The organism is Ideonella alba, assembly GCF_018069875.1.
Taxonomy (GTDB): domain Bacteria; phylum Pseudomonadota; class Gammaproteobacteria; order Burkholderiales; family Burkholderiaceae_C; genus Ideonella; species Ideonella alba.
Window position 1 is genome coordinate 118,798 of sequence record NZ_JAGQDF010000015.1, and the last position, 23,683, is coordinate 142,480.

General features: G+C 71.8%; 24 protein-coding genes. 5 read left to right on the forward strand and 19 right to left on the reverse strand.

The window, feature by feature from the left end; translation table 11 throughout:
• Positions 1–41: 41 nt before the first annotated feature.
• From KAK07_RS21795 to KAK07_RS21805, 3 genes are read left to right on the forward strand one after another with little or no spacing between them, the layout of a single operon-like run.
• Complete coding sequence (locus tag KAK07_RS21795; protein ID WP_210852228.1) at positions 42–785, forward strand: metallophosphoesterase family protein; 744 nt, start codon at positions 42–44, stop codon at positions 783–785.
• Positions 775–2,286 carry a serine/threonine protein kinase gene (locus KAK07_RS21800; protein WP_210852227.1) on the forward strand — a complete coding sequence of 504 codons (1,512 nt, stop codon included), beginning with the start codon at positions 775–777 and terminating at the stop codon, positions 2,284–2,286. The genes KAK07_RS21795 and KAK07_RS21800 overlap by 11 nt, the downstream gene beginning before the upstream one ends.
• A gap of 1 nt (position 2,287) precedes the next feature.
• A complete protein-coding gene (locus KAK07_RS21805; RefSeq protein ID WP_210863205.1) occupies positions 2,288–2,623 on the forward strand; it encodes a YkgJ family cysteine cluster protein in 336 nt (111 codons plus the stop codon).
• Here KAK07_RS21805 and KAK07_RS21810 read toward each other — a convergent pair.
• The 14 genes from KAK07_RS21810 to KAK07_RS21875 all read right to left on the reverse strand — a co-directional run bounded on the left by KAK07_RS21810 (position 2,620) and on the right by KAK07_RS21875 (position 17,917).
• Complete coding sequence (locus KAK07_RS21810; protein WP_210863207.1) at positions 2,620–3,408, reverse strand: SDR family oxidoreductase; 789 nt, start codon at positions 3,406–3,408, stop codon at positions 2,620–2,622. The two genes, KAK07_RS21805 and KAK07_RS21810, sit on opposite strands and share 4 nt — an antisense overlap.
• An 11-nt stretch (positions 3,409–3,419) precedes the next feature.
• Positions 3,420–4,340 carry a DMT family transporter gene (locus KAK07_RS21815; protein WP_210852224.1) on the reverse strand — a complete coding sequence of 307 codons (921 nt, stop codon included), beginning with the start codon at positions 4,338–4,340 and terminating at the stop codon, positions 3,420–3,422.
• Positions 4,341–5,912, reverse strand: coding sequence for a gamma-glutamyltransferase family protein (locus tag KAK07_RS21820; RefSeq protein WP_210863241.1), 1,572 nt, complete (start codon positions 5,910–5,912; stop codon positions 4,341–4,343).
• A gap of 62 nt (positions 5,913–5,974) precedes the next feature.
• Complete coding sequence (locus KAK07_RS21825; protein WP_210863209.1) at positions 5,975–6,661, reverse strand: hypothetical protein; 687 nt, start codon at positions 6,659–6,661, stop codon at positions 5,975–5,977.
• A 16-nt stretch (positions 6,662–6,677) separates the two neighbouring features.
• On the reverse strand, positions 6,678–8,279 hold the full coding sequence (locus KAK07_RS21830; RefSeq protein WP_210852222.1) for an MFS transporter: 1,602 nt from the start codon (positions 8,277–8,279) through the stop codon (positions 6,678–6,680).
• A gap of 228 nt (positions 8,280–8,507) precedes the next feature.
• Positions 8,508–10,019, reverse strand: a complete 1,512-nt coding sequence (locus tag KAK07_RS21835; protein WP_210852221.1) for a tripartite tricarboxylate transporter permease — start codon at positions 10,017–10,019, stop codon at positions 8,508–8,510.
• A gap of 13 nt (positions 10,020–10,032) precedes the next feature.
• Positions 10,033–10,488 carry a tripartite tricarboxylate transporter TctB family protein gene (locus tag KAK07_RS21840; RefSeq protein ID WP_210852220.1) on the reverse strand — a complete coding sequence of 152 codons (456 nt, stop codon included), beginning with the start codon at positions 10,486–10,488 and terminating at the stop codon, positions 10,033–10,035.
• Between the two features lie 108 nt (positions 10,489–10,596).
• A complete protein-coding gene (locus KAK07_RS21845; protein ID WP_210852219.1) occupies positions 10,597–12,393 on the reverse strand; it encodes a GspE/PulE family protein in 1,797 nt (598 codons plus the stop codon).
• 5 nt (positions 12,394–12,398) lie between these two features.
• Positions 12,399–13,175, reverse strand: a complete 777-nt coding sequence (locus tag KAK07_RS21850) for a class I SAM-dependent methyltransferase (RefSeq protein ID WP_210852218.1) — start codon at positions 13,173–13,175, stop codon at positions 12,399–12,401.
• A complete protein-coding gene (locus KAK07_RS21855; protein WP_210852217.1) occupies positions 13,172–13,663 on the reverse strand; it encodes a DNA-deoxyinosine glycosylase in 492 nt (163 codons plus the stop codon). Before KAK07_RS21855 ends, KAK07_RS21850 begins: the two co-directional genes overlap by 4 nt.
• Before the next feature lie 95 nt (positions 13,664–13,758).
• Positions 13,759–15,081 carry a trypsin-like serine peptidase gene (locus KAK07_RS21860; RefSeq protein ID WP_210852216.1) on the reverse strand — a complete coding sequence of 441 codons (1,323 nt, stop codon included), beginning with the start codon at positions 15,079–15,081 and terminating at the stop codon, positions 13,759–13,761.
• A gap of 73 nt (positions 15,082–15,154) precedes the next feature.
• Complete coding sequence (locus tag KAK07_RS21865) at positions 15,155–15,964, reverse strand: TatD family hydrolase (protein WP_210852215.1); 810 nt, start codon at positions 15,962–15,964, stop codon at positions 15,155–15,157.
• A gap of 14 nt (positions 15,965–15,978) precedes the next feature.
• A complete protein-coding gene (lolD, locus tag KAK07_RS21870; protein WP_210852214.1) occupies positions 15,979–16,653 on the reverse strand; it encodes a lipoprotein-releasing ABC transporter ATP-binding protein LolD in 675 nt (224 codons plus the stop codon).
• On the reverse strand, positions 16,646–17,917 hold the full coding sequence (locus KAK07_RS21875; protein ID WP_210852213.1) for a lipoprotein-releasing ABC transporter permease subunit: 1,272 nt from the start codon (positions 17,915–17,917) through the stop codon (positions 16,646–16,648). The genes lolD and KAK07_RS21875 overlap by 8 nt, the downstream gene beginning before the upstream one ends.
• A gap of 33 nt (positions 17,918–17,950) precedes the next feature.
• Between KAK07_RS21875 and KAK07_RS21880 the strand changes: the two genes are divergently transcribed.
• On the forward strand, positions 17,951–18,889 hold the full coding sequence (locus KAK07_RS21880; protein ID WP_210852212.1) for a hypothetical protein: 939 nt from the start codon (positions 17,951–17,953) through the stop codon (positions 18,887–18,889).
• Positions 18,889–20,616 (forward strand): single-stranded-DNA-specific exonuclease RecJ, encoded by a 1,728-nt coding sequence (gene recJ, locus KAK07_RS21885; protein ID WP_210852211.1) that lies wholly within the window; start codon positions 18,889–18,891, stop codon positions 20,614–20,616. The genes KAK07_RS21880 and recJ overlap by 1 nt, the downstream gene beginning before the upstream one ends.
• Before the next feature lie 29 nt (positions 20,617–20,645).
• On the opposite strand, the gene KAK07_RS21890 is transcribed toward recJ, so the two are convergent.
• From KAK07_RS21890 to KAK07_RS21910, 5 genes are all read right to left on the reverse strand, one after another.
• Entirely contained in the window at positions 20,646–21,290 is a 645-nt protein-coding gene (locus KAK07_RS21890) for a metallophosphoesterase family protein (protein ID WP_210852210.1), read from the reverse strand.
• 51 nt (positions 21,291–21,341) lie between these two features.
• Positions 21,342–21,620: a hypothetical protein gene (locus tag KAK07_RS21895; protein ID WP_210852209.1), complete on the reverse strand. Its 279-nt coding sequence runs from the start codon at positions 21,618–21,620 to the stop codon at positions 21,342–21,344.
• Between the two features lie 30 nt (positions 21,621–21,650).
• The gene (locus KAK07_RS21900; RefSeq protein WP_210852208.1) at positions 21,651–21,863 is read right to left on the reverse strand and encodes an oxidoreductase-like domain-containing protein; all 213 of its coding nucleotides are present in this window, start codon (positions 21,861–21,863) and stop codon (positions 21,651–21,653) included.
• Positions 21,863–22,468, reverse strand: a complete 606-nt coding sequence (locus KAK07_RS21905) for a nucleoside/nucleotide kinase family protein (RefSeq protein WP_210852281.1) — start codon at positions 22,466–22,468, stop codon at positions 21,863–21,865. The genes KAK07_RS21900 and KAK07_RS21905 overlap by 1 nt, the downstream gene beginning before the upstream one ends.
• A 74-nt stretch (positions 22,469–22,542) precedes the next feature.
• Complete coding sequence (locus KAK07_RS21910; protein ID WP_310738486.1) at positions 22,543–23,625, reverse strand: helix-turn-helix transcriptional regulator; 1,083 nt, start codon at positions 23,623–23,625, stop codon at positions 22,543–22,545.
• Between the last annotated feature and the right edge of the window lie 58 nt (positions 23,626–23,683).

Here is a 23,683-nt window from a genome sequence, read left to right on the forward strand (position 1 = left end):
CGGCGCAAGCTCCCCGCAGGAGACAACAAGGGTTCACAACGATGAAACTCGCCCTGATCACTGACCTGCATGCCAACCGCGAGGCGGTGCAGGCGGTGCTGGACCATGCCAAGGCCGCCGGCGCGCAGCGCTACGCATTCCTGGGCGACTATGTCGGCTACGGCGCCGATCCCGGCTGGGTGGTCGACACCGTGCGCGAGTACGTGGCCGCTGGCGCGATCGCCGTCAACGGCAACCACGATGCCGGCTGCGTGCAGGAAATCTCGCCCAACATGCGGCCGGACGCCCGCCAGGTGGTGGAGTGGACCCGCGCGCAGCTCACGCCCGCCCAACTGGCCTTCCTGGCCGAGCGGCCGATGTCGCACACCGAGGGTGACATGCTCTTCGTGCACGCCAACGCCTTTGCGCCGGCCGAGTGGGAGTACATCCAGGGCCGGATCGAGGCGGTGCGCAGCCTGCATGCCACGACCTGCCACTACACCTTCTGCGGCCACATGCACGAGCCCAAGCTGTTCCACCTGTCGGGCACCGGCAAGGCGGGCGACTTCGTGCCCACGCCCGGCGTGCCGATTCCGGTGCCGCCGCACCGCCAGTGGCTGATCGTGCCCGGCTCGGCCGGTCAGCCGCGTGACGGCAACCCGGCCGCCTGCTACGCGATGTTCGACCTGCGCGAGCAGACCCTGAGCTTCCAGCGCGTGCCCTACGACCACGAACTGGCGGCCGCCAAGATCCGCGCCGCCGGCCTGCCGGAGCGCCTTGCCGACCGCCTGGCCCATGGACAGTAGCAGCAGCTTCGCCGGCGGCAAGGGGCCGGCGCCGGATGCCGGGCAACGTGTACTGCAGGTGGGCGAGGTCATCGACGGCTTCCGCCTCGAAGAGCGTCTGCACCAGGGCGGCATGGCCACGCTGTGGCGCGTGCAGCGCGTCGACGACCAGGGCCGGCCGCTGGCCGACAACCCGCCGCTTCCGCTGATCATGAAGGTGCCGCGCATCAAGGGCGGCGAAGACCCGGCCACGATCGTCGGCTTCGAGGTCGAGCGCATGATCATGCCGATGCTCTCGGGGCCGCACGTGCCGAAGTTCGTCGCCAAGGGCGACTTCACGCGCCAGCCCCACATCGTCATGGAGCACATCCCGGGCGAGACCCTGCGCCCGCGCCTGGACCAGGCGCCGCTGGCGCTGGACGAGGTGGTCGAGATCGGCTCGCGCGTGGCACAGGCGCTGCACGAGCTGCACCGGCAGAACGTGGTGCACCTGGACATCAAGCCCAGCAACATCCTGTTCCGCCCCGACGGCACCGCGGTGCTGGTCGACTTCGGCCTGTCGCGCCACGACCACCTGCCCGACCTGCTGGACGAGGAGTTCACGCTGCCCATGGGCACCGGGCCCTACATGTCGCCCGAGCAGGTGCAGTTCGTCCGCAACGACCCGCGCAGCGACATCTTCGCGCTGGGCGTGATGCTCTACCACTTCACCACCGGCGAGCGCCCCTTCGGCGCCCCCACCTCGGTCAGCGGCCTGCGCAAGCGGCTGTACGTAGACCCGGTGCCGCCGCGCGCGCTGCGCAGCGACTGTCCGCCCTGGCTGCAGGAGCTGATCCTGAAGTGCCTGGAGGTCAAGCCCGAGCACCGCTACCAGAGCGCCGCGCAGCTGTCACTCGACCTGCAGAACCCCACGCAGATCGCGCTGACGCGGCGCGCCGAGCGCCTGCAGCAGTCCAGCGCCTTCAAGCGCATGAAGCGCTGGTTCTTCGCGCTGGGCAGCGAGCCCGACAACCGCGCGGTCAGCGCGTCCGAGCTGGTCAAGAAGAGCCCGATCATCATGGCCGCGGTGGACATCGACTCGGCCTCGAGCCAGCTGCTCGAGCAGCTGCGCGAGACCGTGCGCCGCATCGTGCTGACCGAGCCCGGCGCGCGCCTGGCCTGCGTCAGCGTGATGAAGACCGCGCGCATCGGCATGGACGAGCTGGTCGACGCCGAAGGCCGCAGCGTGCACGTCAAGCAGCTGGTCAACCTCAAGCACTGGGCACGGCCGATCAGCAAGTCGCTGAACCTGGACGACGGCCGGCTGACCTTCCATGTGCTGGAAGCGCCGGACCCGGCGGCGGCCATCATCGACTTCGCCAAGCGCAACCACGTCGACCACATCGTGATGGGTGCGCGCGGCCAGTCGGCGCTGCGCCGCTACCTGGGCAGCGTGTCCTCGCAGGTGGTGGCCGAGTCGGACTGCACCGTCACCGTGGTGCGCGCCGAGACGCCGGCCGACGACGACTACGTCCCCTTCTGACGTGGCCGAGGCCGACAACCCCTGCGTCCGCTGCGGCGCCTGCTGCGCCGCCTTCCGGGTGGACTTCTCGGTGGAGGAGCTGGACAGCCGCTTCGGCCGCGTGCCCGACGGCCTGACGGTCGAGGTCACCGACGGCACCTGCCGCATGCGCGGCACCGACCACGCCCAGCCGCGCTGCGCGGCCCTGGTGGGCACGGTGGGCGTGCAGGCCCACTGCGGCATCTACGAGTGGCGGCCGTCGCCCTGCCGCGAATTCGGCCTGCTGGCGCCGCTGGGCCGTGGCGACGAGGCCTGCAGCCGCGCCCGCGCCCGTCACCGGCTGCCCCCCCTCGACTAGAAGCTGCCCGGGTAGGCGCCGCCGTCGATCAGCAGGTTCTGGCCGGTGAGGAAGCCGGCCTGCGCGCTGCAGACGTAGGCGCACAGCGCACCGAACTCGGCGGGCGTGCCGAAGCGCCGCGCGGGCGCGACCTGGCGGCGCTGATCCATCACCGCCTCCAGCGGCTGGCCGCTCTTGGCCGCGGCACCTTCCATCGTCTTGCGCAGGCGGTCGGTGTCGAACGCGCCGGGCAGCAGGTTGTTGATGGTGACGTTGCGGCTGGCCAGGCGCGGCTGGCGCGACAGGCCGGCGATGAAACCGGTCAGGCCGCTGCGCGCGCCGTTGGACAGGCCCAGGATGTCGATCGGCGCCTTCACCGCGCCCGAGGTGATGTTGACGATGCGCCCGAAGCCGCGCTCGGCCATGCCGTCGACCACCGCCTTGATCAGCTCGATCGGGGTCAGCATGTTGGCGTCCAGCGCCGCGATCCAGGCCGCGCGGTCCCAGTCACGGAAGTCACCCGGCGGTGGTCCGCCGGCGTTGTTGACCAGGATGTCGACCTGCGGGCAGGCGGCCAGCGCGGCGGCGCGGCCCTCCGGCGTGGTGATGTCGCCGGCCACGGTGCGCACCGTGATGCCCGGGGATGCCGAGCGCAGCTCGGCCGCAGTGGCCTCCAGGGCCTCGGCGCCTCGCGCCGTGATCACCAGGTGCACGCCCTCGGCCGCCAGCGCCTGTGCGCAGCCCTTGCCCAGGCCCTTGCTGGCCGCACACACCAGGGCCCAGCGGCCCGCGATCCCCATGTCCATCGCTCGTCCTCCTATCGCCAACGGGCGAGCAGCCACACGCCGCTCATCACCAGCACCGTGCCGGCCAGCAGCCAGGGCGTGAAAGGCTCGCCCAGCAGCCACACACCCATCGCGATCGTCGACAGCGGCCCGATCATGCCCACCTGGGCGGTCATGGCCGAGCCGATGCGCTCGATCGCCATCATCACCATCAGCACGGGTGCAAAGGTGCAGGCCAGCGCGTTGAGGGCCGACAGCGCCACCACGGGCGCCGGCACCACGGCCGCATCCCAGGGCCTGAAGAGCGCGAAATGCAACAGGCACAGCACGCAGGCCGCGCTGCTGGCCAGGCCGGTCAGGCGCATCGACCCCAGCCGGCCCACCACCTCGCCGCTGGCCACCAGGTAGACCGAATAGCTGACCGCGCTGCCGAACACCAGCGCCGCGCCCAGCGCCACCGCGCCGCCCTGCAGCGTCAGCTCATGGCCGAAGACCACCAGCGCGCCCGAGTAGCTGATCGCCGCCGCCAGCCACTGCCGGGTGCTGACATGCCGCTTGAACCACAGCACCGAGATCACCATCACGATGGTCGGACCCAGGTACAGGATCAGCCGCTCCAGGCTGGCGCTGATGTACTGCAGGCCGGCGAAGTCCAGCATGCTGGCCGCGTAGTAGCCCGAGAAGCCCAGGCCCCAGACCGCCAGCCAGTCGCGCCGCGTCAGCGCGGCCTGGCCGCGGCTGGCCCACACCGCCAGGGACAGGAACATCGGCAGCGCCAGCGCCATGCGCCAGGCCACCACCGTCACCGCGTCCACGCCGTGGCGGTACATCAGCTTGGCCAGGATGGCCTTGCCCGAGAAGGCCACGGCGCCGGCCGCGGCCAGCACGATGCCCGGCCACAGCTGATCGCCGCGGGCCGAGGCAAAGGCCGAGACGCGCGCGCCGCCGGTCATTCAGCAGCCCACCGCCGCGCCGTCGCGCCGCGGGTCGCTGGCGGCCACATAACCCTCGACCGCCGGATCGCCCAGGCGCCAGATGAACTGGCCGGCGCCGAAGTCCTGGTAGCTGTCGCTGATCGGCTCGACCTGGTGGCCGCGCTCGGCCAGGCCGGCCACGGTGGCGGCTGGCCAGTGCGCCTCGGTGTTGATCGACAGGCCCTGGTTGAAGCGCCAGCGCGGCGCATCGCAGGCGGCCTGCGGCTGCTGGCGGTGCGCCAGCATGCGCACCAAGGTCTGCACATGGCCCTGCGGCTGCATGTTGGCGCCCATCACACCGAAGGCCATGCGCGGCGCACCATCGGCATCGGTGAGGAAGCCGGGGATGATGGTGTGGAAGGGCCGGTGGCCCGGTGCCACCTGGTTGGGATGGCCATCGACCAGGCTGAAGCCGTGGCCGCGGTTCTGCAGGCTGATGCCCCAGTCCGGCAGACACACGCCGGAGCCAAAGCCCATGTAGTTGCTCTGGATCCAGCTGACCATCATCCCCTGCTCGTCGGCGGCGCACAGGTAGATCGTGCCGCCGCGGCGGTGCACGTCCCCGGGCGTGCCGGCCTGGAAGACCTGCGCGCGGCGTGGGTCGATCAGGCGCGCGCGTGCGGCCAGGTAGTCCTCGTCCAGCAGGTCCTGCACGCCCACCGTCATGGCCGAGGGCTCGGCGACGAAGCGGTAGACATCGGCAAAGGCCAGCTTGATCGCCTCGATCTGCAGGTGCGCGGCCTCGGGGCCATCGGGGTCCATCGCGGCCAGGTCGAAGCGGCGCAGGATGCCCAGCGCGATCAGCGCGGTGATGCCCTGCCCGTTCGGCGGGATCTCGTGCAGGCGGTGGCCCAGCGCGTCGACAGCGATCGGCTCGACCCACTGCGCCGCCATGCCGGCCAGGTCGGCGGTGCGCATCGAGCCGCCCTGCGCCGCCGAGGCGGCGGCCAGCGCGGCAGCCACCTCACCGCGGTAGAAGGCCTCGCCACCGCTGCGGGCGATCGCGCGCAGCGTTCGCGCAGCGCCGGGCATCGCAAAGCGCTCGCCCACGTCCGGCGCGCGCCCACGGGGCAGGAACAGCTCGGCAAAGCCCGGCTGGCGCACCAGCGACTCGACCTGCGCCGCCGCCGCCCATTTCTGCTGCACCACCACCGGCACCGCATAGCCGCGCTCGGCGATCTCGATCGCCGGCGCCAACAGGCGCTCCAAGGGCAGCCGGCCCAGGCGCTGGTGCAGCGCCATCCAGCCGGCCACCATGCCGGGCACGGTCACTGCGTCCCAGCCGCGCGCCGGGGGAGCCACCGCCTCGCCGTGGCGCTGCCGGAAATAGGCCGGCGTCCAGGCGGCCGGTGCGCGCCCCGAGGCGTTCAGGCCCTGCAGACGCTGGCCGTCCCAGACGATGCCGAAGGCGTCCGAGCCCAGGCCGTTGCTGCAGGGTTCGACCAGGGTCATGACCGCGGCTGCGGCGACCACGGCATCCGCGGCACTGCCGCCCTCGGCCAGCATGCGCAAACCGGCCTGCGCGGCCAGCGGGTGCGAGGTGGCCACCATGTTGCGCGCGAACACCGGCAGGCGCGCGCTGGGGTAGTGGCAGTGGTAGTTGAAGGAATGGTTCACAGCGGCTCCAGGGTCAGTCGGCCATCGACCAGGATCAGCTCGGACGCGGCCTCGTAGCCCGAGTCGAAACCCACCCAGGCCCAGGCCGATCCATCGGCCGCGGCCACCAGCGGGGTGGGCTGCACGCCGGACAGGGGCTTGAGTTCGGGCGGCACGGCCACGCAGTCGCGGCCGCTGCTGCTGAGATTGCCCAGCACCATGGACTCACTGCCACCCTGGGTCTGATCGCCCTTGTCCAGGTTGAAGCGCCACTCGGCGCCCTCCCGCACACGCGCCGGCGCACGGCCGGCCGCACCGGCCTTGACGGTGACGCCCTCGCCGGGCGCGCCGCCCACGCCGATGCAGCCACCGGGCACCGTGGCCACCATGCGCAGCGCCCAGCGCACGCGGTAGCGCGCCCCGGGCTGCAGGCCGTCGATGCGGCGGGCGGTGAAGACGAACAGGTCATCGCTGTGGTTGTGGCCGGCCAGGCGCAGGCCCTGGCCGGCCAGCGGCGCGGGCAGGGCCACCACCGTCTGCGACAGCTCGGAGGGCGCGGTGTCGTCGCTGTAGTCGGCCGAGCCCAGCTGCCACTGCGAGGCCTCGGCCGCGAAGCCGACGGCCAGGCCGTCGTCGCCGCCCCCGCAGGCGGCCAGGGCGGCGGCGACTGCCACCAGCGCGAGGGGTCGAAGCGTGCCATGCATGCGCGGCATCATAGGGTCAGGGCTCGACCTGGGCGTCGATGTAGCGGCGCACGCGGGGCGGCTCGTCGCCCAGATGGAAAGCCAGGCGCTGCTCGCGCAGGCCGATGTCACCGGCAGTGAAGCGTTCGTGGCGACGCAGGTGCTCCACCCAGCTTTCGTCGACGAAGTACTCGATGTAGCGACCGGGTGCCGCGGCATCCTGGAACAGGCCCCAGGACAGCGCACCCTGGCGCAGCCGGGCCTGGCGGGTCTGCTGCATCACGGCCTTGAACGCGGCCTCGCGCGCGGGGTCGATCTGGTATTCCACGGTCACCATGACCGGCCCGGCCTCGGGGTCGACCGGCGACGCCGGTTCGGGCAGGCCGCCGGCGGGCTGGGCCGGGCTGGGGTCGGGCGCGCTGTCGCTGATCAGCGGCCAGCGGCGCAGCAGCAACTGCACGGCCACGCCGGCCACCACCGAGGCCACCAGCGCGCTGCGCACGCTGCTGTGCCCGGCCACCTGGCCCCACAGCGCCGCGCCGGCCGCCGTGCCACCCATCAGGCACATCTGGTAGATCGACATGCCGCGCGCCCGCACCCAGCCGGGCAGCACCATCTGCGCCGACACCGTCAGCGTGTTGGCCGCCGAGATCCAGGCCATGCCCGCCAGCACCATGGCCAGCGCCGCCACCGCCGGGTGCGGCGCAAACGCGATCAGCAGCGTCAGGCCCGCATGCACCAGCGGCCCCACGGTGACGAACAGTGTGGGCGGGAAGCGCTCACGCCAGCGCGGGAAGAACATCACCGCGGTCACCGCGCCCGCGCCCTGGCAGGCCAGCAGCAGTGTGAACAGGTGGGCGCCCTGCTGCGGGCCGGCCAGGCCGCGGGCGATCAGCGGCAGCAGCGCGGTCAGCGCCGCGGTCTGCAGGAAGAACAGGAAGATGCGCGCCAGCACCCGCCGCATCGGTGGCGACTGCCGCACATGCTGCAGCCCCACCCGCATCGCACCGACGAATCGCTCGCCCGGCAGCGCACTGGTGCGCCGCTGCTGCGAGCGCCAGCGCAGGATGATCACGAAGGCCACCAGCGACAGCAGCGCGTTGAGCACGAACACCCAGCCCGGCCCCGCGCTGGCCAGCACCACCCCCGCCAGCACCGGACCGACGATGCGCGAGAGGTTCATCGCCACACCGTTGAGCGCCAGCGCCTGCGACAGGTGCACCTTGGGCACGATGTCGGGCACGATGGCCGCGAACACCGGCCAGCGCAGCGCCAGGCCAATGCCATTGGCAAAGGTCAGCGCCAGCAGCAGGGGCGCGGTCATCGCCCCCGACAGCGACACCGCCGCCAGCACGCAGGCCACCACCGCCACCCACAGCTGGGTGCTGGCGAAATACAGGCGCCTGTCCAGCAGGTCGGCCAAGGCGCCGCTGGGCAGGCCCAGCAGGAACACCGGCAAGGTGGAGGCCGCCGCCACCAGCGCCACCATCGTGGTGCTGTCGGTCAGCGTGGTCATCAGCCAGGCCGCCGCCGCGTCGTTCGTCCACATGGTGATGTTGGCAGCCAGCCAGGCCAGCCACAGCATGCGGAAGACGCGGCCCTGCAAGGGGGCCAGGGCGGAAGCGCTGGAGTCACTCATCGGCAGCGGAACAGTGTCGCCTGGAAACGAAAAGCCCCGCACGAGGCGGGGCGAGTGTCATGGGAGCTCAGCGCCCTGATCGACCGGCACCGGGACGGCTTGCAAGCCGTCCCGGCTTCGCCAGGCACTCGAGCTTGCCGCCCTGGTCCGCCGGCTCCGGGACGGCTTGCAAGCCGTCCCGGCTTCGCCAGGCACTCGGACGTCCGCAGGGACGTCCTCGGTCCGGGCTCAGTCCTCTTGGAACGCTTCCTCGCGCTTGCTCTTGATCGAGGGCAGCATCACCACCACGATCAGCAGGGCCGCGGCGATCAGCAGGCCGGCCGACAAGGGACGGGTCAGGAAGGTGGCCCAGTCGCCTCGCGAGAGCAGCAGCGCGCGGCGCAGGTTCTCCTCCATCATCGGGCCCAGGATGAAGCCGAGCAGCAGCGGCGCCGGCTCGCAGCCCAGCTTGAAGAACAGGTAGCCGGCAAAGCCGAACAGCACCGCCATGTAGACGTCGAAGGTGTTGTTGTTCAGCGTGAACAGGCCGATCGAGCAGAACACCAGGATGGCCGGGAACAGGTGCTTGTAGGGCACGGTCAGCAGCTTGATCCAGATGCCGATCAGCGGCAGGTTCAGGATCACCAGCATCAGGTTGCCGATCCACATCGAGGCGATCAGGCCCCAGAACAGCTCGGGGTTGCTGCTCATCACCTGCGGACCAGGCTGGATGCCCTTGATGGTCATCGCGCCCACCATCAGCGCCATCACCGCGTTGGGCGGGATGCCCAGCGTCAGCATCGGGATGAAGCTGGTCTGCGCACCGGCGTTGTTGGCCGATTCAGGGCCAGCCACACCGCGGATGTTGCCCTGACCGAAGGGCACCTCGTCCTTGCGGCCCCGGGTCTTCTTCTCGACGGTGTAGGCCGCGAACGAGGCCAGCAGCGCACCGCCGCCCGGCAGCACACCCAGGATCGAGCCCAGTGCGGTGCCGCGCAGCACCGCCGGGAAGGCGTCGGCGAAGTCCTGCTTGGTCGGCCACAGGCCGGAGACGTTCTTGGTGAAGACCTCGCGGTGCTCGGACGGCCGGCCCAGGTTGGCGATGATCTCGCCAAAGCCGAACACGCCCATGGCGATGGTGACGAAGCCGATGCCGTCGGTCAGCTCGGGGATGTCGAAGCTGTAGCGCGGCGTGCCCGAGATGACGTCGGTGTTGATCTGGCCCAGCAGCAGGCCCAGCAGGATCATCGCGATCGCCTTGACCAGCGAGCCCGAGGCCAGCACCACCGCGCCGATCAGGCCCAGGGTCATCAGGCTGAAGTACTCGGCCGGGCCGAACTGGAAGGCCAGCTCGGTCAGCGGCGGCGCAAAGGCGGCGATGATGATCGTGCCCACGCAGCCCGCAAAGAACGAGCCCAGACCAGCCGCCGCCAGCGCGGCACCGGCGCGGCCCTTGCGGGCCATCTGGTAGCCATCGATCGCGGTGACCACCGAGCTGGATTCACCCGGCACGTTGATCAGGATGGCGGTGGTCGAGCCACCGTACTGCGCGCCGTAGTAGATGCCGGCCAGCATGATCAGCGCCGGCGTGGCGTCCAGCGCATAGATGCTGGGCAGCAGCATCGCGATCGTGGCCACCGGGCCCAGGCCCGGCAGCACGCCGATCAGGGTGCCCAGCACGGCGCCGCCGAAGGCGTACAGCAGGTTGGTGAGGGTGAAGGCCGTGGCGAAGCCAATGCCCAGGTTGTTCAACAGATCCATGGCAGCGATGTCCTCAGGCGCCCGGCAGCAGCGGGATGGTCAGCGACAGGCCCTTGATGAACACCACCCAGGACAGGGCGGTCAGCACCACGGCGTTGATGATCGAGCCCTTCCAGCTGAACTCGTCCGAGGCCAGGCTGGACAGCACGACCAGCACCGGCAGCGAGATCAGCATGCCGGCCCGCGGCAGCATCAGGCCGAACAGGGCCACGGCCCCCAGGATGATGAACAGCGGCCGCCAGGCGAAGGCGCCCACCGGCTCGCCGTCGCTGGTTTCGATCGTCAGGGCCTTGAACAGCACCATGCCGCCCAGGATGGCCAGCAGCACCCCCAGACCGAAGGGGAAGTAGCCGGGGCCGGGTCGGGCCGAGCTGCCGAAGCTGTATTCGGTGGCGCCCCAGGCGAAACCGACGCCGACAGCCACGAACATCAGCCCCGACCAGAAATCCTTCTGGCTCTTGATATGCATGGGGACACTCTCCTCTCAATTGGGTTCGCGGCATTCTAGGAACGCCCGCCGCGCGACCGCCTGCGGGCAACACGTAGCCCACCCCCTGGGGAAAACCCGCCTATGGCCTCAGCATTCCCAGCGCGGCGTGCTGCGCAGCACCTCTTCCAGCGTGGTGCGGCCGCGGCCGACCTGGTCCAGTCCCACCATGCGCAGCGGCCGCAGGCCCGCCTGCACCGCGGCACGGCGCAGCGCCGGCTCGTCCAGTTGCGGGTGCATGGTGCTGCGCAGTGATTCGGACAGCTCCATCAGCTCATACAGCGCGGTGCGGCCGCGGTAGCCGGTCTGGCGGCAGGCCGGGCAGCCCACCGGCTTCCAGGCCTGGGGCTCGGTCAGCGGGCGCCAGGGCGCAGCGTATTCCTGGGCCAGCTCGGCGCTGACCACCGGATCGGGCTGCCGGCACTGCAGGCACAGCGAGCGTGTCAGGCGCTGCGCCAGCACGCCGATCACGGTGGCCGAGATCAGGTAGGGCGGCACGCCCAGGTCCACCAGCCGGGTGATGGCTGAGGGCGCGTCGTTGGTGTGCAGCGTGCTGAACACCAGGTGGCCGGTCAGCGCCGCCTGGATCGCCATCTCGGCGGTTTCCAGGTCGCGGATCTCGCCCACCATGATGATGTCCGGGTCCTGGCGCATCAGCGCGCGCAGGCCCTCGGCAAAGCCCAGCTCGACCACCGGCTGCACCTGGGTCTGGTTGAAGCTGGGCTCGATCATCTCGATCGGGTCTTCCACCGTGCAGACGTTGACCTCCTCGGTGGCCAGCTTCTTCAGCGTGGAATAGAGCGTGGTGGTCTTGCCCGAGCCGGTGGGGCCGGTGACCAGCACGATGCCGTGCGGCCGCGCGATCAGCGCGTTCCAGCGCCGCGCCTCATCGGCGCTGAAGCCCAGTGCATCAAACGGCTTGTCCACCGTGCCGGGGTCGAAGATGCGCATCACCACCTTCTCGCCGAAGGCGGTGGGCAGCGTGGACAGGCGCATCTCCACCTCGCCGCCGCCGGCGCCGTCGGGGCGGCGCGTCTTGATGCGGCCGTCCTGCGGGCGGCGGCGCTCGATCACGTCCATGCGGCCCAGCAGCTTGATGCGCGCGGTCATCGCCGCCATCACCGCGGCCGGCACCTGGTGCACCGGGTGCAGCACGCCGTCAATGCGAAAGCGCACCACGCCCAGGTCGCGCCGCGGCTCGAGGTGGATGTCGCTGGCACGCTGCTCGAAGGCGTACTGCCACAGCCAGTCGACCAGCTGGATCACCCCCTGGTCATTGGCGTCCAGGTTGTCCCGGGCCTTCAGGTCGACCAGTTGCTCGAAGCTGTGCGTGGCGCCGACGCCCTCGCCGCTCTTGCGCGCCACGTGCACGTTCTGCGCCACGCGGTAGAACTCGGTGGTGTAGCGCGACAGGTCTTCGGGCGTGCTCACCACCAGCTTCAGGCGGCGGCGGGTGTGGGCCTCGATCTCGCTCACCCAGCTGCGGTCGAAGGGCTCGCAGGTGGCCACGGTCACCTCGGCCGGGCCCACGGCCACCGGCAGCGCTCGCCGGCTCTCGGCATAGGCCTGGGACATCACCTCGGCCACCCGGCCGGCGTCCACCCGCAGCGGATCGATCTTCAGGAAGGGCAGGCCGGCGCGCCGCGCCAGCCAATGGGCCAGCGCCTCGCCATCGAGCGCACGCCCGTCGCGCCGGTCGGCCAGGCCGGCGCCGGCCAGGCGGGTCAGCGGGTGCAGGCTGGAGTCGGTGGAGCCGAAGCGCCGCGCCAGGCGTTCGGCCTCGTCGTCGGGCAGCAGGCCGTCGTCGCGCAGCCAGCGCAGCAGGTGGCGCAGGTCCAGGCGGCCGTGGAAGGTCGCAGCGCGGGGGACGCGGGGAGCGGTGCTCATGGGTTTCAGCTTAGCAGTTGGGCGGGATCCAGCGGGCGCACCATGCGCAGCCATTTGCGCGCCGGCAGGCCGAAGCGTTCCTCGATCTGCTCGGCGCGGCGGGTCAGCGTCTCGCGGTCGGGCACCTGCACGCCGCGGGCGGCGACCAGCACGGTGTTGCCCTCGCGGGTGGGCCGCAGGCTCCAGACCTGGTCCAGACCAAAGGCCCGGGCCACCAGGCCGGCGCTGCGGGCAAAGCTGCTGTCGCGACCGAACAGGTTGACGGTCATCAGCCCGCCCTCGTCCAGCACATCGCGGCAGGCGTTGTAGAAGGCCTCGTCATCCAGCACCGGCGCCGCGGCCTCGTGGTCATAGAGGTCGACATTGAGCACCTGGGCGCAGTGGCGATGGGCCGGGTCGTGCACCCAGCGGGCTGCATCGTCCTGCACCACCTGCAGCAGGCGGTCGTCGTCCCCCAGCCGGAACCACATCCGGCAGGCGTGGATGACCGTGGGGTTCAGCTCCACCGCGGTGGTGCGCATGCGCAGCACCTTGTGGCTGAACTTGGTCAGCGCCGCGGCCCCCAGGCCCAGTTGCACGGCGTGGCCCTCGGTGGCCTCCTCGCTGGGCCGCCAGAGCAGCCAGGCCAGCATGCGCTGGATGTACTCCAGCTCGGGCTGGTTGGGCCGGGCGATGCGCATGGCCCCCTGGATCCAGATCGAGTCGAGGTGCAGGTAGCGCACACCGTCGCTTTCGGACATCGTGGCGCCGACCATCGGCTGGGAGCTTGTCTTGCGGCTCATGGGATCACCTGGCAGGCGGTCAGGGCGTCGGCCCAGGCGTCGCGCTTGCGTTCAAAGGACCAGCTGGCATGGGCCGGGCTGGTGGACGGCAGCCGCCACACCGGCACGCCCAGCGCCCCGGTCACGCGCATGCTGCGGGCGGACTCGCTGCCATTGTGGGCGATGCCGCGCAAGGCGGGCAGACCGGCCACCAGCGCGGCCAGGTCGTTGGGTCGGGGCTGGCGAATGGCGCTGTCCAGGCTGCCTTCGCGCTCGCAGGCCGCATAGACATCCCACAGGCCGAGGCCGCGCTGGCGCAGGCGCTCCAGCCGCAGCGGGTAGTCCAGCGCCGTCAGGTCTTCGCCCAGCAGCGCACTGAGCAGCGGCCAGAACTGGTTGCGCGGATGCGCGTAGTACTGGCCCGCACGCAGCGACGCCTGCCCCGGAAAGCTGCCCAGCAGCAGCAAGCGGGTGGCGGGGGACACGACAGGGGGCAGACCGACCAGCACCCGCCGATTCTCGCCGCAGGCGCGGCGACCCCGATGTCTGGTGCGTGAAGCCCGCCGCCCTCAGCGCCCCAGGCGCCCGGGGCGGTGGCCGGGCCTCAGGGGCAGGCGACGGTCTTGCTGATGCCGCAGCTGGCCGGCTCGGTCAGGGTCACCACATGGTTGCCGCTGGCCTGGCCCTTGCGCACCAGCTTGGCCTTGTTGGCCGAGATCGGCACGTCAAAGGCCGCGCCATCGACCGTCATCGTCACGGTCTGGCCCGCGTGCGTGTCATCGGCCAGCAGCAGCGTGGCCACCAGCTTGCCGGCGGTGCAGCTGGCCTTGAGCTTGACGACATCGCCACAGGTGGGCGGCGTGGTGCCGCCACAGACCGCGGCGTAGCCAGCCTGGAAGCCCGGGTGGGTGAACAGCGTGCCCTGGTTGGCACCGGTGCCGTCGGTGTTGCAACCGGCGTGGGTGTGGATGGCGACGACCTCACCCCCTTGCAGCACCGCCGAGCCACTGTTGCCGCCGGTGGTGTCCACCTTGTACTGCAGCCGGTTGAGCGTGGTGCTGACCGAGGTGATCGCGCCGCTGTGCACCTGCTGGGTCTGGTTGGCGGCCCCGGTGTCCACGCCGTAGCCGGTGATCTCGACGGACTGACCGACGCTGGGTACGGTGGTGGCCAGCGGCAGGCCGGGACCCTGGGCCTGCAGCGGGGTCAGGCCGGTCTCGCTGTTGGGGCTGACGGTGAACACGCCCCAGTCGTTGCCGATGCCGCCATTGGTGAACTGGCGGTTGGCGGTGGGCACGTACTGGCTGGACGGCGGCGGATGGTTCAGCGAGCCGTTGCTGTTGGACGGCGGCACGTTGAACTCGACCACGTTCACCAGCGACGCGGTGCTGAGGCAATGCCCCGCGGTGATGAAGCAGCCATTGGCCATCATGTTGGCGGTGCAGCCCACGTTCAGCAGCCGCGCCCGGTTGGCGGCATTCGACGCCACGCGGTCGTCGGTGGGACCACACTGGCTTTCAGGCTGCGCCTGTCCGACCATGATCTGCGCGATCTCGACACGGTTGCGCTGGCCCGGCCGGGTGCCGATCAGCTCCACCCGCACCGCGGCGCCATTGAAGTAGGCCGAGGTCTGCCGCCAGTCACGCGCGCTGCGGGCCGTGAGGTTCTGCTGCGCGCCGTCCTGCAGCGAGGTGATGCGCAGCGTCACGCCGGGTTGCAGATCCAGCCGCTTGAACAGCAGGCGCACCCAGGGCGCCCCGTCGGCACTGATCACCTGGCCGCCCCGGGCGGCTGCCGCGACACTGGCATCCACCGCGTGCGTGCGCAGCTCATAACGCAGGTCGCCAGGGCCGGCAGCGGCGGCCGTGGCGGCCGTGGTGGCCATCAGGCAGGCCGCAGCAGCGGCGAGGAGCGAGCGAAACAGCATGATCGTGCCCTTCAAGACGGATGGATGGCCGGCAGTGTCCCCGCGAGGTCGGTGCCTGCCCATCCCGAACCTGTCACCCTGGCGCCAGCCGGGGTATCACCCGGCGGGCATTGGCGGCACACCGCTCGGCAGTCTCGGCCAGCGTCCAGCCGCGCAACGCGGCCAGCTCGGCAGCGATGCGCGGCAGCTCGGCCGGCTCGTTCCGGCTGGTCAGGCCGGCCGCGCGCTGGGCCGCCGTGCGGTAGAGCCACTGCGGGGGAATGTCCGGCGCGTCGGTCTCCAGCACCGGCACGTGCGCGTCGACGGCCGCGGCGATGGCACGGATGTTGAGCGCGCGCTCGAAGCTCATCGCCCCGCCAAAGCCCAGCGCGAAGCCCAGGCTGGCGAACACCGCGGCCTGCTGGTGGCTGCCGTTGAACGCATGCGCGATGCCGCCGCTCACTGCGATGCGCCGCAGGCCCGCCAGCAGGCCATCGGCGCTGCGCCGCACATGCAGGATCACCGGCAGGCCGGCCTCGCGCGCCAGCTTCAGCTGCGCCGTGTAGAAGCGCTGCTGCCGGTCGCGGTCCAGCCCGGGCACGAAGTGGTCCAGGCCGATCTCGCCCACCGCCACCAGCCGCGGGTCGTCGCGGTGGGTGAGCAGGGCCTGTTGCAGGCGGTCCAGGTCCTCGTCCGCGGCGCGGTCCACATAGAGCGGATGGATCCCCAGCGCGTAGACCAGGCCATGCTGGTGCGCCAGGCGGCGCACGGCCTCGAAGTTCGCCACCTCCACCGCGGGCAGCACCTGCATCGACACACCCGCGGCCAGGGCCCGCGCCACCACCGCCTCGCGATCGGCGTCGAACTCCGGCGCGTCGAGGTGGCAGTGGGTGTCGATCCACATCGACGTCAGCGCCCTCAGGCCAGCACGCCGTCCTGCAGGCGCAGCTGACGCTGGCAGCGCGCGGCCAGCGCCGGGTCGTGGGTGACCAGCACGAAGGCGATGCCGCGCTCGCGGGCGCGGTCGAGCATCAGCGTGAAGACGCGCTCGGCGGTGTCGCGGTCGAGGTTGCCGGTGGGCTCGTCGGCCAGCACGCAGGCCGGCTGGCTGACCAGCGCGCGGGCCAGCGCCACGCGCTGGCGCTCGCCGCCCGACAGCTCCGATGGCCGGTGCGCCACGCGCTCGGAAAGGCCCACCTCGGCCAGCGCCTCGCGGGCGCGGGCCAGGGCCTGCTCGGCCGGCTCGCGGCGGATGCGCAGCGGCATCGCCACGTTCTCCAGCGCGGTGAATTCCGGCAGCAGGTGGTGGAACTGGTAGACGAAGCCCAGGTGGCGGTTGCGCCACGCGCCCTGCGCCGCGGCGCCCATCGCGCCCAGGTCCTGGCCCATCAGCCGCACCTGGCCGCTGCTGGGCGCGTCCAGCCCGCCCAGCAGGTGCAGCAGCGTGCTCTTGCCCGAGCCCGAGGCGCCAACGATGGCCACGGTCTCGCCCGCGCGCAGGCTCAGGTCCACGGCGCGCAGCACGCTCACGTCCAGCGGGCCTTCGGTGAAACGCTTGCCCAGGCCGCGGGCTTCCAGCACCCACTCACTCATAGCGCAGCGCCTCGGCGGGGTTGATGCGGCTGGCGCGCCAGCTGGGGTAGAGCGTGGCCAGGAAGGCCAGCGCCAGCGAGATCAGCGCGATCGGCACGATGTCGGACGCCAGCGGCTGGCTGGGCATGCGCGTGATCACGTAGATGCTGCCCGGCAGGAAGGCCACGCCCAGCAGCCGCTCGATGGCGCCGACGATCGACCCCACGTTGAAGGCCACCAGCAGGCCCAGCAGCACGCCGCTGAGCGTGCCGATCACGCCGGCCGTGGCGCCCTGCACCACGAAGATGCCCATCACCGAGCGCGGGCTGGCGCCCAGCGTGCGCAGGATGGCGATGTCGGCGCGCTTGTCGGTCACCGTCATCACCAGCGTGGACACCAGGTTGAAGGCAGCCACCGCGACGATCAGCGTCAGGATGATGCCCATCATGCGCTTCTCGATCTGCACCGCGTCGTACCAGGCGGCGTTGGTGCGGGTCCAGTCGCGCACCAGCACGCCGGGGCCCAGGCGTTCGGCCAGCGCCGCGCCGATGCGCCGCGCCTGCTGCACGTCGTCCAGGCGCAGCTGCAGGCCGGTGGCGCCGTCGGTGCGGTACAGGCGCGCGGCGTCGTCCAGGTGGATCAGGGCCAGCGCGCTGTCGTACTCGTAGTGGCCGACGCTGAAGATGCCCGCCACGGTGAACTGCTTCAGCCGCGGCGTGACGCCCGCCGGCGTGACCTGCCCGCCCGGCGCGATCAGCGTGACCGGGTCCCCCACCCGCACGCCCAGCGCACGCGCCAGCTCGCCGCCCAGCATGATGCGCCAGGCGCCCGGCTGCAGTTGGGCCAGCGTGCCATCGCGCGCCAGGCCGGCGGCCAGCTCGGTGATCCGCGCTTCCTGCTCGGGCAGCACGCCGCGCACCACGGCGCCGCGCATCAGCTCGCCACGCGCCAGCAGCGACTGCACCGCCACGAAGGGCGCCGCGGCCCGCACGCCCGGCTCGGCCGTGGCCTGCGCGGCCAGCGCGGGCCAGTCGGGCAGCGCGGCGCCATCGGCCGAGTGCACCTCGATGTGGGCGATCGCGGCCAGCATGCGGTCGCGCACCTCCTTCTGGAAGCCGTTCATCACCGACAGCACGATGATCAGCGCCGCCACGCCCAGCGCGATGCCGACGACCGAGACGAAGGAGATGAAGGAGATGAAGCCGTTGCGGCGGCCGGCCCGTCCGGCGCGGGTGTAGCGCCAGCCGACCTGCCACTCGAACGGGGCAGACCCGGGCGAGAACATCCGCGCATGCTACCGTGACCGGATAATCCGGCGATGCACCTCGTGCTTCCCTTCGCCTCCTCGCTGTCTCCCGCCGCCCATCAGGCGGCCGGTGCCCTCACCCTCCCCCACCTGCAGTCCCTGCTGTCGCGCTGCCGCCGCACGCGCCATGATGGCGACGAGCTGAGCCTGAACACGCCCCACGAACGCGCCATCGCCCAGGCCCTGGGTTGGCCCGCGGTGGCCGATGGCCTGCTGCCGCTGGCCGCCCACGGCGCGCGGGCCGATGGCCTGCCTGCCGACACCGGCAGCGGCTGGGCGCTGCTCAGCCCCACGCACTGGCATGTGGGCACCGAGCAGGTCTCGCTGACCGACCCGGCCGAGCTGGGCCTGGACGAGGCCGACTCGCGCACGCTGTTCGACGCCGTGCGTCCCCTGTTCGAGGACGACGGCTGGCGCCTGCACTGGGGCGCCCCCAGCCGCTGGTACGTGACCCACCCCAGCCTGGCCCAGCTGCCCAGCGCGTCGCTGGACCGCGTGGTGGGACGCAACGTCGACCTGTGGCTGAACACGCATCCGCTGGACCGTCCGCTGCGCCGCCTGCAGGCCGAGGTGCAGATGTTGCTGCACCGCCACCCGCTGAACGAGGCCCGCGAGGCGCGCCGCCAGCGGCCGGTCAACTCCTTCTGGTTGAGCGGCACCGGCGCCGCACCAACGCCCCCGGCCGCAGCGAACCTGCAGGTCGACGATCGCCTGCGCGGCCCCGCGCTGGCCGAGGACTGGACCGCCTGGGCCGACGCCTGGCGGACGCTGGACGCCGGCCCGCTGGCCGAGGCGGAGCGCCGTGTGCGTGCCGGCGAGCCCCTGCAGCTGTGGCTGTGCGGCGAGCGCTGCGCGCTGCAGCTCGATGGCAGCGCCGCGCCGCCGCGCCCCTGGTGGCGCCTGTGGCCGGCCGGTCCGCTGGACCTGGCCGAGCTGCTGGGGGCGCTGTGATGCACGGCCCCCGCATCGTCACCCGCGAGGTCGACCCGCGCGCCGCCTGGGCCCTGGAGCAGCAGGGCCAGCATCCGCTGCTGGCGCGCCTGTTCGCCGGCCGTGGCATCCGCGACGCCGCCGCGCTGGACGACACCCTGACCCAGCTGCTGCCACCCGCCACGATGAAGGGCACCACCGACGCCGCCCGCCTGCTGGCCGACGCAATCGAGCAGGGCCAGCGCCTGTGCGTGGTGGCCGACTACGACTGCGACGGCGCCACCGCCTGCGCCGTGGCGCTGCGCGGCCTGGCGCTGCTGGGCGCCCAGCCCGCGCAACTGCGCTACGTGGTGCCCGACCGCGCGGTGCACGGCTACGGCCTGACCCCGGCCATCGTCGACCTAGCGATCGAGCAGCACCGGCCGGACTGGCTGCTGACCGTGGACAACGGCATCGCCAGCCTGGCCGGCGTGGCCCATGCGCAGGCGCGCGGCCTGAGGGTGCTGGTGACCGACCACCACCTGCCCGCGGTGGTCGACGGCCAGCCGGTGGTGCCGCCCGCCGAGGCCGTGGTCAACCCCAACCAGCCGGGCTGTGCGTTTGCCAGCAAGGCGCTGGCGGGTGTGGGCGTGATGTTCTACGTGCTGCTGGCGCTGCGCGCCGAGCGGCGCGCGCGCGGCGCCTTTGACGCCGCGAACCAGCCGCGCCTGGACAGCCTGCTCGACCTGGTGGCCCTGGGCACGGTGGCCGACGTGGTGCGCCTGGACGACAACAACCGCCGCCTGGTGGCCCAGGGCCTCAAACGCATCCGCCGCGGCCAGATGCAGCCCGGCGTGGCCGCGTTGTTCAGCGCCGCGGCCCGCCGCCCCGAGCGTGCCAGCGCCTTCGACTTCGGTTTTGCGCTGGGCCCGCGCATCAACGCCGCCGGACGCCTGTCCGACATGACCCTGGGCATCGAGTGCCTGCTGACCGACGACCCCGGCCGCGCCGACGAGCTGGCGCGCCAGCTCGACGCGATCAACCGCGAGCGGCGCGAGGTGGAGTCCGGTATGCGCGAACAGGCCGAGCTGCTGTTGGAGGACCGCATGCCGCAGGGCACGCCGCCCGCGGCGATGGTGCTGTTCGACCCCGGCTTCCACGAGGGCGTGGTGGGCATCGTCGCCGGTCGCCTGAAGGACCGGCTGCACCGCCCCACCTTTGTCTTCGCGCGTGGTCAGGACGGCGCACTCAAGGGCTCGGGGCGCTCGATCCCGGGCTTTCACCTGCGTGACGCGCTGGACCTGGTCAGCAAACGCGAGGCCGGCCTGCTGCTGCGCTTCGGCGGCCACGCCATGGCCGCCGGCTGCACGCTGGCGGATGAAGCCGCGGTGGCCCGCTTCGACGCCGCGCTGCGCGCCATCGCCGCCGAGTGGCTGCCGCCCGACGCGCTGACCCGCACCATCACCACCGACGGCCCGCTGCCGCTGGAGTACTTCAACGCCGAGACGGTGCAGCGCCTGGACGCCGCGGTCTGGGGCCAGGGCTTCGAGGCGCCGCTGTTCTGCGACCAGGTGCAGGTGGTCAACCAGCGCCTGGTGGGCGAGAAGCACCTGAAGCTGCGGGTGCGCCACGGCGGCCAGCTGCGCGACGCGATCTGGTTTGGCCACGCCGAACCGGTGGGCGACACGGTGCGCCTGGCCTACCGCCTCAGCCTGGACGAGTTCCAGGGCCAGCAGCGGGTGCAGATGGTGGTCGAGGCGGCCGGCTGAGCCTGAGGCGCCGCCTCGGCTGGCCGGGATCAGGTGCGCGGTCGAGGGCGCTGGAGCTCGATGCTGACAGGGGAACGCACCACCCGGTAGCGGCTGTTGACCACCGACGCGTTGATGTACAGCGTCCCATCCAGCAATTGCGTGCCCGCGCTGGCGTGGACATGGCCGAAGCAATGCACCTGGGGTCGAACCTCCGCCACCCGCCTGGCCAGCGACGGGCAGCCACAGGCCTTGCCGCGCGAGTTGGTGTCGAGCACGCCCCGCGGCGGTGTATGGGTGATCAGCACGTCCACGTCCGCCGGGATCCTGCGCCACGCGCGGTCCAGTTCGTCATCGGTCAGGTAGTGGGCCCACTCGGTCAGTTCGGGCACCCAGGGCGCGCCGTAGAACCTGAAGCCGTCGATCTCCACGCCCTCGTCCTCGAGGCAGGTGGCGTGCCGGAAGACGCGTTGCCCTCGCAGGCGCCGTTGCTCGACCAGATCATCATGGTTGCCGCCGGTGAACAGGATGTGCCGGAAGGCCTGGCGCCCGAACCAGGCGTCCAGGTCATCCAGCACCTGCGGCGCACGGTGGCTTCCCAGGCAGACATCACCGCAGTGGATCAGGACGTCGCCCGACAAGGCGCCCAGAGCGGCGTGGTCGCCATGGGTGTCGCTGATGACCGTGACCTTCATGCCTTCACGTCGTGCATTGGACCCTTGCGCCGTGCCCGGGCCGATGGCCGCTCAACGCCCGTCCACATCCCCGAGGAACACGCTCAACACGACCTGGCCGATCACGTCGAGCGTACATGCCAGGGCATCCTGGCACCGCGCCGCCTGGCGGCTGCGGTTGGCGCGGGACTGGGCGTCGCTGGCGGCAGTGGTGGCGCCGGCGCCAGCGCGACGCAGGTCATCGGCGGCCTGCTGTTCGGACTCGGCGGCCGCCAGGTAATGGCTGGCACAGCCCGACATCAGGGCGGCGACAAGGATCAGTGCGGGCGCGGATTGCGCGAAACGACGCATGTTGAGACTCCCCGGATTTGTCACAGGATCTTAGGGCGAAGCGGCCTCACCCAGGCAGGCCTGGGCCTGCTCGACCCAGTACCCCGCCGCGGCATAGAAGCCTTCCCACACACAGCCGTTGCAGCCCCGCCCGCAGCAGCTGGTCGGCTCCGGGGGTGGTGGCCGCAGCGTGAGACCACGGCGGGCCAGTTGGCTCTGCAGGCGCGCGAACTCGGCGCGCACGCGCAGCAGGTCGTCGCCCATCAGTCGCCCTCCAGCACCCAGTGGGCGCGCGGGCGCGACGCCTGGACCAGTGCGGCATTGGCCTCGTCGCTGCGCCCCACCCACTCACCTGCCGCCTCGGGCGAGCGGCCATGGGCCACGTGGCGGGCGATCAGCCGTGGCACACGCAGCGCGTCGTCGACATGGAGGTAGCCACACTCATCCAGCAGCGGCGCCACCGCGGACCAGCCATCGGCGTCGTGCAGCAGGTAGTTGCCCTCGACCAGCAGCAGCGGCGTGGCGGCCTCCACCGCGATCGCGCCGGCCACCGGCTCCTCGATCTCGCGTCGGAAGGCCGGCGCCCACACGGTGGCATCACCCGGTCGCTGGGTGCGCAGGCGCTGCAGCAGGGCGACGAAGCCGCCCACATCGAAGGTGTCCGGTGCGCCCTTGCGGTCAGCGCGGCCCAGGCGCTGCAGCTCGGCTTGCGCCAGGTGGAAGCCGTCCATCGGCAGCACCTGCACCTGCCCCGGGCGTGCGGCGGCCACCGACGCCGCCAGCGTGGATTTGCCGGCGCCCGGTGGGGCCGCCAGGCCCAGCAGCCGGCGCCCGCCCTGCACCAGCAGCGCGTCCACCCGCAGCAGCATCTGCGCCAGCGCGCTCACTGGAGCACCTTCGTGCTGCGCACTCCGGAATTCGCCCTGGAGGCGGCTCGGCGGGCTCATGCGTACTGCTGCGCGGCGCCGCGCAGTTGATCAGCCACCTGGCGTGCCAGCGCGGCCGGCGCCAGTACCCGCACATGCGGGCCGTGGCGCAGGATGTCCATCGCCAGCTCGGTGGCGTCGGCATAGGGCAGGCGCATCTCCAGGCCGCCATCGGGCAGCGGTTTGAGCTGCTGCTCGGGGTGCCACTCCTCGTGCGCCACCCACTGCGCGGCCTCGGCGTCAAAGCGCAGCGTGGCGGTCTGCGTGGCCTTGCCGCTGAAGATGCCGTAGCCGCCATCCAGCTCGGCCTCCACCGTCTTCATCGCCACGTCGCGGGCGCGCTGGTCCTCGAGCACATGCAGTTCGCGCACCGCGTCCAGCGCGAAGCGGCGCAGGCCCTCGCTGCGGTGGCACCAGGCGTCCAGGTACCAGGTGTTGCGGTAGTGGATCAGGCGTTGCGGCGACACCACCCGCTGCGACTCGCTGCCCTTGCCGCGGGTGAAGTAGCGCATGTCGATGCGCTGGCGCTTGAGCAGCGCGCTGCCCACCCGCTCGAACCAGCGGCTGGGCACCGGCCGGCGCGCCGGGCTGGCGATGCGCACCCGGCGCATCAGCTCGCGCGCCTCGCCCTCGCTTGCGCCCAGCATGCCGTGCAGCTTGTCCAGCAAGGGCTGCAGGTGGCGGCCCAGCACGCCACCGGCGTCCAGGCCCTCGATCAGCTGGTGCATGGTCAGCAGCGCGTGGATCTCGGCCTCGCTGAACCACACGCCGGGCAGCTGGTGCGCCGGCGCTGGGGCGGCCGCGCTGCCGCCGGCCTCGAAGCGGTAGCGGTTGTCGAAGCGGTCGTAGACGATGGGCGCGTCCATGCGTTCGCGCAGGTACTGCAGGTCGCGCTTGAGCGTGGCGGGCGAGACCTCCAGCTCGGTCAGCAGGTCGTCGAAGCTGACGCCGCCGCGCGACTTGATCAGCAGCTCGATCCGGTAGAAGCGTTCGGTGCGGTCCAGAGGGCCTCCGTAGCAGGTGTGAAGCTCATGGCGTGAGCCTGGAGCATAACCGCCACACCGGAGAAATCCGCGGGGGCCCAGGATCCACTGGCTCACGTCCTGAGCCTGTCGCAACCCAGACTGCGTTCCATGCACCGGGCGTGGCGCCGGGTGC